The sequence below is a fragment of the Bifidobacterium sp. genome (genome assembly GCF_022640935.1).
Classification (GTDB): domain Bacteria; phylum Actinomycetota; class Actinomycetes; order Actinomycetales; family Bifidobacteriaceae; genus Bifidobacterium.
In genome coordinates this window covers 1-10703 of sequence record NZ_JALCCV010000048.1, presented here as the reverse complement: position 1 = coordinate 10703, position 10703 = coordinate 1, and the positions used below count along the sequence as shown (strand labels likewise).

Genomic DNA, 10703 nt, shown 5'->3' with positions numbered 1-10703 from the left:
TCTGGCCGCCCAAGGTCGGCAGCAACGCATCCGGGCGCTCCTTGGCGATGATGCGTTCGAGGATCGGCGTGGCGATCGGCTCTATGTAGGTGGCATCTGCCATTTCCGGATCGGTCATGATGGTTGCCGGGTTGGAGTTGACCAGGATGACGCGGACGCCTTCCTCGCGCAGGACGCGGCACGCCTGGGTGCCGGAATAGTCGAATTCGGCGGCCTGCCCGATGACGATCGGGCCGGAGCCGATGACCATGACGGATGAGATGTCGGTGCGCTTAGGCATGGAGGGTTTCACCTTTCCTGGCGGAGGCCATGAGTTCCACGAAACGGTCGAACAGATACGCGGCGTCATGCGGACCCGCAGCCGCCTCGGGATGGTATTGCACGGAGAACGCCGGGATGTCGAGGCATTGCAGGCCCTCGACCACGTTATCGTTCAAATCGACATGGGAGACGAACACCCGGCCGAATTTGCCGTTCCCGTAAGGGGAAAGCACCGTCTCACCGATCGGCGCGTCCACTGCGAAACCGTGGTTATGCGTCGTGATCTCAACTTTGCCAGTGGTCGTGTCCATGACCGGCTGGTTCGCGCCGCGATGCCCGAATTTGAGTTTATATGTGCCGAAGCCCAAGGCCCGTCCGAAGAGTTGGTTGCCGAAGCAGATGCCGAAGAAGGGGTAGCCCGCGTTGAGCACCGCACGCAGCAGCTCGACCTCGGGATCGGCCTGCTCGGGGTCGCCCGGGCCGTTGGAGAAGAATACGCCGTCGGGGTTCAGAGCCTCGATTTCCTCGAAGGTGATGGTCGATGGCACGATATGCACGCGGCAGCCGCGTTCGGCAAGGCGGTGCGGGGTCATGCCCTTGATGCCGAGATCCACGGCGGCGACGGTGAAAAGCGGCTCTTTGCCTGCGAATTTTCCAGTCGGCTCGATGGTATAGCGCTCTTCGGTGCTGACCTCGTCGTACAGGCTCATGCCTTTCATCTGCGGAATCGCCTTGATTTGCGCGAGCAGTGAGCCGATGGTGCGCAGCGCACCGGTCTGCGGGTCCTTGAGCGCGTCACCGGAGAAGATGCCGGCTCGCATCACGCCTGCCGAGCGCAGGTGGCGCACGAGCTTTCTGGTATCGATGCGGCTGATGCCGACGATGCCCTGGGATGCAAGTTCGTCGTCCAAGCTGCCGGACGCCCGCCAGTTGCTTACGTTGGGGCTGGGTTCGCGCACGACGTACCCTGCGACCCAGATGCGCGAGGATTCAGGGTCTTCGTCGTTGACGCCGGTGTCGCCGATATGCGGGAAGGTCTGCACGACGATCTGCCGGTCGTAGCTGGGGTCGGTGAGCGTCTCCTGGTAGCCGGTCATGCCGGTCGCGAAGACGATTTCAGCGCAGGTCGATCCAGCGGCGCCATACGGGTCGCCGACATACACCTGCCCGTCCTCCAGAACGAGTACGGCATCGGATAATGAGAAACTGTTGGCCACGGAATCGTTCTGGTTCACCAAAACCCCTTTTCCCTTGGTTTGCTTGGAACCCAAGATTAGTGGCCGGTTGGGACTCGCGGCCCGGCCGTGTGCCGCTTTCGGTTGCGTTATTCGGCTGTCGGCCCAGTCTGTGCGCTTGCTGCGGGCGGCGCCTCGGACGGCACCCGCCCGGATGCGGCTGGCCCTGGTTCGCAGTTCGCGTCCTCCGCCTGCCCCGGTTCAGGTTGTCCGGACCTATGCGCCAAGGGCTCGTAATGCCCGGCGGATGCGGCGTGCTCGGCAGCTTCGACTATCCTGGTAACCGATTCAGCACCATCGGCAGGCTCTGCGGATTGCCCTGCCGCGGGCATCTCGGCCTGATCATCGTTTCCGCTGTCGCAAGCTGCGCCGAGCGCCTCGACATGATCACTGTGAATTTCCTCACCTTGCGCATCGTCATGATCAGCTTTGCCTTGGACGGGATACTGTCCTTTATCGGCACACAGTGCGCTGAGCAGGCCATGGATGAACGACAGCGAATCTTCGTCGCTCAGCATTCTGGCCAAGCTCAGGGCCTCGTCAATGGCCACCTTGTCGGGGACCTCGTCGTTGCGCAGGATCTCCCAGGCGGCGATGCGCAGGATATTGCGGTCGACCACCGCCATGCGGCGGATCTTCCAGCCGGTGGAATGCTCGTCCAACGCCCGATCGATTGTGGCGCGGTTGTCCGCCACGCCCCGCACAATCTCGATGGCATAGTCGGGCAACGGGGTCTGTGCCCCAGGCTGCGCGATGCGCTCAGCAAGAAGGGACAGGAAGTCCTGTCCCTTCTCATCGGCCTCGTACAGCGTGTTCAGCGCCCGTTTGCGGGCAGTGGAACGTGCCATGGGTGTTATTTCCCGCCTTGCCTTAGTTCTCGCGACCCAAATAGGAGCCGTCGCGGGTATCGACTTTCACTTTCTCGCCTTCGCCCACGAACAGCGGCACCTGAATCTCGGCGCCGGTCTCCACGGTGGCAGGCTTGGTGCCTGCGTTGGAGCGGTTGCCTTGCACGCCGGGCTCGGTATGCGTGATGGTAAGGATGACCGAGGCCGGCAGCTCGACGCTCAACGGCGTGCCGTCATGGAAGCTCACGATGCAATCCGTGCCCTCGAGCATGTACTTGGCCTGCTCGCCGACGAGCTCGCTCGGGATGTTGACCTGATCGTATGTGGTCATATCCATGAATACGAAGCTGTCGCCGTCCTCATAGGAATACTGCAGCGTGCGGTTGTCAACCGTTTCGAATTCCATCTTCATGCCGGCGTTGAAGGTCTTGTCGACGATCTTGCCCGAAAGCACGTTCTTGATGGTGGTGCGGACGAATGCCGGCCCTTTGCCGGGCTTGACGTGCTGGAATTTGGTGACGGCCCACAATTGGCCATCCAAGTTCAGTACAGAACCGTTCTTAATGTCGTTGGTTGTTTGTGCCACGTAAAGTCACCTATTTTCAATCTATGGGCAGGGTCAAAATTTGCCTTCACTATTATGCCACAATGACTATACAGGGATGCCCGACGCCATGCCTTCTCGCATTCCGGCGCCCGGAGGCTCATCGCGAAACCTGTCAATGTCGACCGGCTTCGCGCTCGACCGGCCTGTGTTCCCAGTGTACGTGGGGCAGCATGGTTTGAATGTGCAACAGGCGACGCCGCGCGAAACCATATTCCAGTTGGGAACGGTGCTGTTCAAATCCCTACGGAATGGGTATCCGATCATTTCGGATGCCCGATATCGTCGATCACCGCCACGACGCTGCTGGCCGCATATGCCATCGCATGCTGCCGGCGCACGACTCCATCGGCTACGCGTCCATGATGCCGCTCTGCGCATTCACCTATACTTTCCTGTCTGTATCCGATGCCACAAGAGCACGAGTGCTGTCCCTCGTCTTCATGATGCGCTCACTCGACGGAACAGCCATGTATGCAACAATCGGCGCTTCACTCAAAATGTGGAGTGTGCAGATCACGCTGCTCATCCTCACAGGTCTTGTCACCGGGCTCATTGTGCTGACGACTAGCGCATACTACGGACTCTTATACATAAGACGCCAAGAACGGTAAGGCGCCTATGCAAGCACAGTCCCCGCACCAACTCGGTTCTTATGCGTGCCTCGTGATGCTTCAGTCACGTCAGAGATTACCACTCCCTCAACGGCTTGACTTGGTGCAGGAGTTGTGAGGTGGGCGTAGCGCAGTAGTTGGGCAATAATGCATGAATCATATGCTTACGAATGTAAGAATCCCCAAAAGCGTAAGCTTTTGGGGATTCTTTTTGTCTGCTGCCTATGCAGGCAGCATCAGCGCAAATGCATCAGCAGATCGCTCACTTGAGGATCTTGGTGACACGGCCCGAGCCGACGGTGCGTCCGCCTTCGCGCACGGCAAAGGTCAGGCCTTCCTCCATGGCGATGGGCTGGATGAGCTCAACGGTGAAGGTGGCGTGGTCGCCGGGCTGAACCATCTCGATGCCTTCCGGCAGAGTGATGACGCCGGTGACGTCGGTGGTGCGGAAGTAGAACTGCGGGCGGTAGTTGGAGAAGAACGGCGAATGGCGGCCGCCCTCATCCTTGGTCAGCACGTAGACTTCGCCCTCGAAATTGGTGTGCGGAGTCACGGTCTTCGGGGCCGCCACGACCTGGCCGCGTTCGACCTGGTCACGGTTGAGGCCACGCAGCAGCAGGCCGGTGTTGTCGCCCGCCTCAGCCTCATCCATCTGCTTGTGGAAAGTCTCGATGGAGGTGACGGTGGTGGTCTGGGTGTCGCGGATACCGACGATCTCGACATTGGTGTTGACCGGCAGCTTGCCGCGCTCGACACGGCCAGTCACCACGGTGCCACGGCCGGAGATGGTAAAGACGTCTTCGATCGGCATCAGGAACGGCTTGTCGAGATCATGGACCGGGGTCGGGATGTACTCGTCGACGGCGTCCATGAGATCCTTGATGGTCTGCACCCACTTCTCGTGGTCAGGCGCATCGTCATGCAGCGCGCCATAGGCCGAGGTCTTGATGATCGGGCAGTCGCGGTCGAAGCCGTTCTCCTCGAGCAGATCGCGGACCTCTTCCTCGACGAGCTCAATGAGCTCTTCGTCGTCGACCATATCGCACTTGTTGAGCGCGACGAGGATCTTCGGAACGCCGACCTGACGGGCGAGCAGCACGTGCTCGCGGGTCTGGGCCATCGGGCCGTCGGTGGCGGCGACCACGAGGATCGCGCCATCCATCTGAGCGGCGCCGGTGATCATGTTCTTCACGAAGTCGGCGTGGCCAGGGCAATCGACATGCGCATAGTGGCGCTTCTCGGTCTGATACTCGATATGGGCGATGTTGATGGTGATGCCGCGCTGCTGCTCTTCAGGAGCGGCGTCGATCTGATCAAAGTCATACTCGGGATTGATGTCCGGATACTCTTCATGCAGCACCTTGGAGATGGCCGCAGTCAGGGTCGTTTTGCCATGATCCACGTGGCCGATGGTGCCGATGTTAACGTGCGGCTTGGTGCGCTCGTACTTTTTCTTTGCCATTATGTTTTGTCCTCCTGGACGTCTCGTAGTGTGCCTGTGCCCTGAGCACCAGGCACCCGCTACAGTTTACTGGGTTTCTGGGTTGTTTGCCACATCGGTGCCCGAACCCAGTCAGCGCTACAAAATCATAGTGCCGACTGGGGACAGGAACACCGCATGCGGCTGGCGTGTCACTCGCCGCGCTGAGCCTTGATGATCTCCTCGGAGACCGCCTTAGGAACCTCCGCATACGAGTCCATCTGCATGGTGAACATCGCGCGTCCCTGCGTCTTGGAACGCAAGTCGCCGATGTAGCCGAACATCTCGCTCAGCGGCACTTTCGCGTCGATCACCTTGACGCCGGTGGCGTCATTCATCGACTGGATGGAACCACGGCGGGAATTCAGGTCGCCCATGACTTCGCCCATGTACTCCTCGGGAGTGCGGACTTCGACGGCCATGATCGGCTCGAGGATGACGGGCTTGGCCTTGGGGGCCGCCGTCTTGAACGCCATGGAGCCTGCGATCTTGAACGCGAGCTCCGAGGAGTCGACATCGTGGATTTGGCCGTCGGTGACGGTCGCCTTGACGCCCACCACAGGGAAGCCGGCCAGAATGCCGGATTCCATGGCCTCGCGCACGCCCGCATCAATCGAAGGAATGAATTCCTTGGTGATGTGGCCGCCGGTGACCTTGTTCTCGAACTCGTAGGTCTCGCCGGACTCGGTGTCCAAGGGTTCGAAATCCATGAGGACCTTCGCGAACTGGCCGGAGCCGCCGGTCTGCTTCTTGTGGGTGTATTCCTGATTCATGACGGCCTTGCGGATCGTCTCGCGGTATGCGACCTGCGGCTTACCGACGTTGCAGTCGACCTTGAACTCGCGGCGCATGCGGTCGACGATGATGTCGAGCTGCAGCTCGCCCATGCCGGAGATGAGGGTCTGGCTGGACTCTTCGTCGGTCTTGACCTGGAAGGTAGGATCCTCGTCGGCGAGCTTGGCCAGCGCCAAGCCCATCTTCTCCTGATCGGCCTTGGTTTTGGGCTCGACGGCGACCTCGATCACAGGATCGGGGAAGGTCATCGACTCCAGCGAAATCGGGTTCTTCTCGTCGCACAGCGTGTCTCCCGTGGTGACGTTCTTGAGCCCGACGAAGGTATAGATATTGCCCGCCTCGGCGGCATCGACCGGGTTCTCCTTGTCGGCGTGCATCTGGAAGATCTTGCCGACGCGTTCCTTCTTGGACTTGGTGGAGTCGTAGATGGAGTCGCCAGGCACAACCTTGCCGGAGTAGACGCGCACGAACACGAGCTTGCCATAGAACGGATGGGTCGAGATTTTGAAGACCAGCGCCGAGAAAGGATCCTCGATGACGGGCTTGCGATCGATCTCGATGGATTCGTCGCTCGGATCGAAACCGACGATCGAGGGCACATCCTCAGGACTGGGCAGATAGTCGACGACGGCGTCCAGCATCGGCTGCACGCCCTTGTCCTTGAACGCGGAGCCGCACAGCACCGGATACGCCTCGCGCGAAACGGTCAGCTTACGGATGCCGGAACGGATCTCGGCCTCGGACAGATCGCCCTCGTCAAGATACTTCTCGAGCAGGTCCTCGTCGGATTCCGCGACCGCGTCGAGCAACTCCGAACGATACTGCTCGGCCTTGGCCTGCAGATCGGCGGGGATGTCGGTGGTGTCGTAGTGCGCGCCGAGATCGCCGGAGACGTCGTTCCAGACGTAGGCCTTCATGCGAACCAGGTCGACGACGCCCATGAAGTCGTTCTCAGCGCCGATCGGCAGCTGGACGACCAGCGGGGTGGCGCCAAGCTTGGTCTTGATGGTGCCCACCGAATAGTAGAAGTCGGCGCCGAGCTTGTCCATCTTGTTGATGAAGCAGATGCGCGGCACGCCGTACTTGTCGGCCTGGCGCCACACGGTCTCGGACTGGGGCTCCACGCCTTCCTTGGCATCGAAGACGGCGACGGCGCCATCGAGCACGCGCAGCGAACGCTCCACCTCGGCGGTGAAGTCGACGTGGCCTGGGGTGTCGATGATGTTGATCTGGAACTTCTGATCGGAATCATGCGACTGACGATTCCAGAAGCAGGTGGTCGCGGCGGACTGAATGGTGATGCCGCGTTCCTGCTCCTGCGCCATGAAGTCCATGGTCGAAGCGCCGTCGTGGGTCTCGCCGATCTTGTAGTTCTTGCCCGTGTAGAACAGAATACGTTCGGTCGTCGTGGTTTTGCCGGCATCGATATGAGCCATGATGCCGATGTTGCGAACCTCGTGGAGGTCGCTAAGCACATCTAGTGCCATGAGATGTTTTCCTTACGCTTTACTCTTGGCCGAATTACCAGCGGTAATGGGCGAATGCCTTGTTGGCTTCCGCCATCTTGTGAGTGTCCTCGCGACGCTTCACCGAAGCGCCCAGACCGTTGGATGCATCGAGGATCTCGTTGGCGAGACGTTCGGACATGGTCTTCTCGCGACGCTTGCGCGAGAACTCGGTCAGCCAGCGCAGCGATAGTGCGTTCGCGCGCACGGGCTTGACCTCGACGGGGACCTGGTAGGTCGCGCCGCCGACTCGGCGGGAGCGCACCTCAAGGCTCGGGCGAATGTTGTCCAGCGCGCGCTTCAAGACGGCAACCGGCTCCTGGTCGGTCTTGTCCTTGACCATATCGAGTGCGGAGTAAACGATGTCTTCGGCGATGGCCTTCTTGCCGTCGAGCAGAATCTTGTTGATAAGCTGAGCCACCACGGTCGAGCCGTAGATCGGATCAGGGAGCAGCTGATGCTTCTTAGCGGGTCCTTTACGTGACATTTCTCTTACTTCGCCTTCTTTGCACCGTACAGGGAACGTCCCTGCTTGCGATCCTTGACACCCTGCGTATCAAGGGCGCCGCGCACGATGTGGTAACGCACGCCGGGCAGATCCTTGACACGGCCGCCGCGCACGAGCACGATGGAATGCTCCTGCAGGTTGTGCCCCTCGCCCGGGATATAGGCGGTGACTTCGATGCCGGTGCTCAAACGCACACGGGCGACCTTGCGCAGAGCCGAGTTCGGCTTCTTCGGGGTGGTCGTATATACACGGGTGCACACGCCGCGGCGCAGCGGGCTCCCCTTCATTGCCAAAGTCTTCGACTTCTTCGGCTTTGCCTGGCGTCCCTTGCGGACGAGTTGTTCAATAGTGGGCAACTGATTCTCTCCGATTCAGATGATGTATTTCGTCGCTTGTGAAGCCGCCGCACTGCAGCCTCATCCTAGGCGAATCGAATCGCGAAAGACAGCCACAGTCCACCGGCCCGATGGCCCTCGCCTCTCCTGCGCAGCATTGCTGCCTGCATTCACCGAATCAAGGGATATCCCGCTGCTCGGCCCCTATGACATAAGGAACCCAGCGGCACATACAAGGCATCATCTTATCACTATTCACCTCTCATGGCAACCGGCGTCAACTGATTGGTTTGTGCAAGGCAATGCCGGTTACCTATGCCGCTCACGCCCGCTTGGCCGGATTCCCGCTGACGCCCGCGGTCCGCGAAGTGCTCTTCGCCACCAATGTCCGAGGCCATTTCGCGTTTGCCGGTGCGCCTGTCATCCGGCTGGACCGTGACGGGCACGAAGCCTGTGAATGCACCAATCGCTGCAATAGCGCCGGACTTCAGTTCTCGGCCATTGCCCTGACGCTCTCGTGGCGCATCACGCCGTCGGTGATGGAATACAACGCATCCACGTAGCGTTCCAGACGCGTATCGTGCGTGACGACGACGATGGTCTTGCCGAGCGCGTGAGCCAGATCGCGGAAGATCTCCATGACCTCGAAGGCGCGCGGCGTGTCCAGCGAGGCCGTTGGCTCGTCGGCCAGAACGATTTTAGGATCGGCGTACAACGACCGGGCGATTGCCGCTCGTTGGCGTTGCCCGCCAGAGAGGGACTCGGGGTATTGATTTAGCAACGCATCGATCCCCAGCCGGTTGAGCACCCGCGCGAAGGTGTCCCGATCCAGATTCGGCGTGCGCTTGACCTTGCGCACCAGTTGGAACTGTTCCTCGACGGTCAAATAGGGGACGAGGCTGTAGCCCTGCAGTACGAACCCTATCGAATTGAGCCGCAGCTCTTCGCGTTTTCTGGCCGAAAGCCCTTGGTACGGATGTCCGTCAATGGCAAGACTGCCGGCAGTGGGAGGCTGCAAGCCGCCGGCAATCTCCAGGAAAGTGCTTTTGCCTGACCCTGACGGCCCGACGACGGCGATGAGCTGGCCATAGGAGGCGCTGAAATCGACATGCTGCAACGCCTGCGTCTGATTGCCGGCACCGCCGTAGACCTTGGAGATGGCCTTCATTTCGATAGCCGTCCTGCCGTGCCCGGCCGATTCTGCAGCCGGGTTGAGCGTCGTGTTCATATCAATTGCCTTCCATAATGGCGATGGGATCGATGCGGGCGATGGTACGCACCGAAGCCAACGAGCCGATCGCCGACATGATCAGAAGCAGCCCGCCTGCAGCCGCAAGCAGGGGGACGTTGAAACTCATCGGCACTGACGGAGGAATGAATATCGCGGTGAGCACGGTCAAGATCGCGCCGATGGCCACGCCGATGAGGGTGATGAGCAATGCCTGCGCAATGGTATTGCGGATGAGATATCTCGTGAAGATGCCTTGCATTTTGAGCACGGCGAAGTTCGGTATCTTTTGCATCGTAAGGATGTAGAGGAATACGGCGACAATCACCAGCGTAATGATGAACAGGAACACGAGCATGAATTGGAAGGTGAGGTTCTGCGCGCGATAGCCGGGAAGCTCCTGGATGAAATCGCCGATCGTCAGACGCTCCACATCATCAGGAGCCGTTGAGCTCTGCGTCTTGTTGAACACGACAGCGCTCGCAGCGGGCACCTCGGCCGGCGAAGCGCCAGCGGATCCATTCGAGTCGGAACCGAACTTCAGGTGGCTCCAGACGTCCAGCGGCACATAGATTACGGGGGCCACGCTCAACTTGGCACCGTCGGTGAACCCGGCGATGGTGAACTCAGCGTCGCTTGAACCGACCGTGATGGTATCGCCTAATCGATAGCCGTCGTTACGCAAACCTGAATCGGCGATTGCGTCATGCCCATCGAAGTCCTTGTGCCCATCAGCAATGCGCAACTGCCGGTAAATGAACTCGTCAGTTCGGATGCCGAGCACTTGGACGGTTGTTTTGCTCTTCCCGGAATCTTTAGAAACAGTGGCGGCGAGCTGCCCGATGCGCGCGGCCGATCCCTCCGAGACGAGCGCCGATGTCTGCGCGGCGCTGAGCGAGGATTGGGCGAGCCCGCCGTCTGCGTCGGCGCTGAGCGCGATAGATTCGGCCTGCCAGGAGTCTATGGCCTGACGGTTCGATTCGGCCAGACCATAGGCCAACGCGGTGAGCACGAAAATGAGGTAGCTGATGAGCACGATCATGACGATGATAAGCGAGAAACGCAGCTTGCTGTACTTCATTTCCTTAAGTGCGAGGAACACGGTCCGCAGCCTCCTTCATTTTAGCTTTTCCGACGATCGAACTCTCCGTGCCGTTCTCGGTACGGCATCGCAAGCCGTCTCGCATGATCCGAAGCAGCGTGGCGAAGTCCGCCATGACGCTCCCTGCCGGTCTGCCTGCAAGCACATCGCGCACGCAGCAATGGCTGGCCTGCGTGAGCATGCGGACT

The 10703-nt window shown here is 60.2% G+C and carries 9 protein-coding genes and 2 pseudogenes; all 11 read right to left on the bottom strand.

Annotated features, from left to right (window positions below; all coding sequences use genetic code 11):
• Positions 1–280: pseudogene (locus LKG04_RS08520) on the bottom strand (carbamoyl-phosphate synthase large subunit); the annotation flags it as partial.
• Positions 273–1496: a glutamine-hydrolyzing carbamoyl-phosphate synthase small subunit gene (gene carA, locus LKG04_RS08515; RefSeq protein WP_291759197.1), complete on the bottom strand. Its 1224-nt coding sequence runs from the start codon at positions 1494–1496 to the stop codon at positions 273–275. The gene carA and the pseudogene LKG04_RS08520, both read right to left, overlap by 8 nt.
• A 266-nt stretch (positions 1497–1762) precedes the next feature.
• Positions 1763–2344: pseudogene (gene nusB, locus LKG04_RS08510) on the bottom strand (transcription antitermination factor NusB); the annotation flags it as partial.
• Between the two features lie 22 nt (positions 2345–2366).
• Entirely contained in the window at positions 2367–2930 is a 564-nt protein-coding gene (gene efp, locus LKG04_RS08505) for an elongation factor P (RefSeq protein ID WP_291759199.1), read from the bottom strand.
• Positions 2931–3824: 894 nt separating this feature from the next.
• Positions 3825–5024 carry an elongation factor Tu gene (gene tuf / locus LKG04_RS08500; RefSeq protein ID WP_291759204.1) on the bottom strand — a complete coding sequence of 400 codons (1200 nt, stop codon included), beginning with the start codon at positions 5022–5024 and terminating at the stop codon, positions 3825–3827.
• Positions 5025–5194: 170 nt separating this feature from the next.
• Positions 5195–7324 carry an elongation factor G gene (gene fusA, locus LKG04_RS08495; protein ID WP_291759206.1) on the bottom strand — a complete coding sequence of 710 codons (2130 nt, stop codon included), beginning with the start codon at positions 7322–7324 and terminating at the stop codon, positions 5195–5197.
• Between the two features lie 34 nt (positions 7325–7358).
• Positions 7359–7829 (bottom strand): 30S ribosomal protein S7, encoded by a 471-nt coding sequence (rpsG, locus tag LKG04_RS08490; protein ID WP_291759209.1) that lies wholly within the window; start codon positions 7827–7829, stop codon positions 7359–7361.
• Positions 7830–7834: 5 nt separating this feature from the next.
• Positions 7835–8206, bottom strand: coding sequence for a 30S ribosomal protein S12 (rpsL, locus tag LKG04_RS08485; RefSeq protein WP_024463695.1), 372 nt, complete (start codon positions 8204–8206; stop codon positions 7835–7837).
• A 466-nt stretch (positions 8207–8672) separates the two neighbouring features.
• A complete protein-coding gene (locus LKG04_RS08480) occupies positions 8673–9413 on the bottom strand; it encodes an ABC transporter ATP-binding protein (protein WP_291759213.1) in 741 nt (246 codons plus the stop codon).
• Position 9414: 1 nt separating this feature from the next.
• Positions 9415–10515, bottom strand: a complete 1101-nt coding sequence (locus LKG04_RS08475) for an ABC transporter permease (RefSeq protein ID WP_291759216.1) — start codon at positions 10513–10515, stop codon at positions 9415–9417.
• On the bottom strand, positions 10499–10703 hold a 205-nt coding region (locus LKG04_RS08470), incomplete at its 5' end, for a hypothetical protein (protein ID WP_291763806.1). The genes LKG04_RS08470 and LKG04_RS08475, both read right to left, overlap by 17 nt.

Bases quoted from the DNA above. Each gene is read 5' to 3' on its own strand.
- tuf (WP_291759204.1), bottom strand. From the start codon at position 5,024: ATGGCAAAGAAAAAGTACGAGCGCACCAAGCCGCACGTTAACATCGGC.
- LKG04_RS08480 (WP_291759213.1), bottom strand. From the start codon at position 9,413: ATGAACACGACGCTCAACCCGGCTGCAGAATCGGCCGGGCACGGCAGG.
- fusA (WP_291759206.1), bottom strand. From the start codon at position 7,324: ATGGCACTAGATGTGCTTAGCGACCTCCACGAGGTTCGCAACATCGGC.
- rpsG (WP_291759209.1), bottom strand. From the start codon at position 7,829: ATGTCACGTAAAGGACCCGCTAAGAAGCATCAGCTGCTCCCTGATCCG.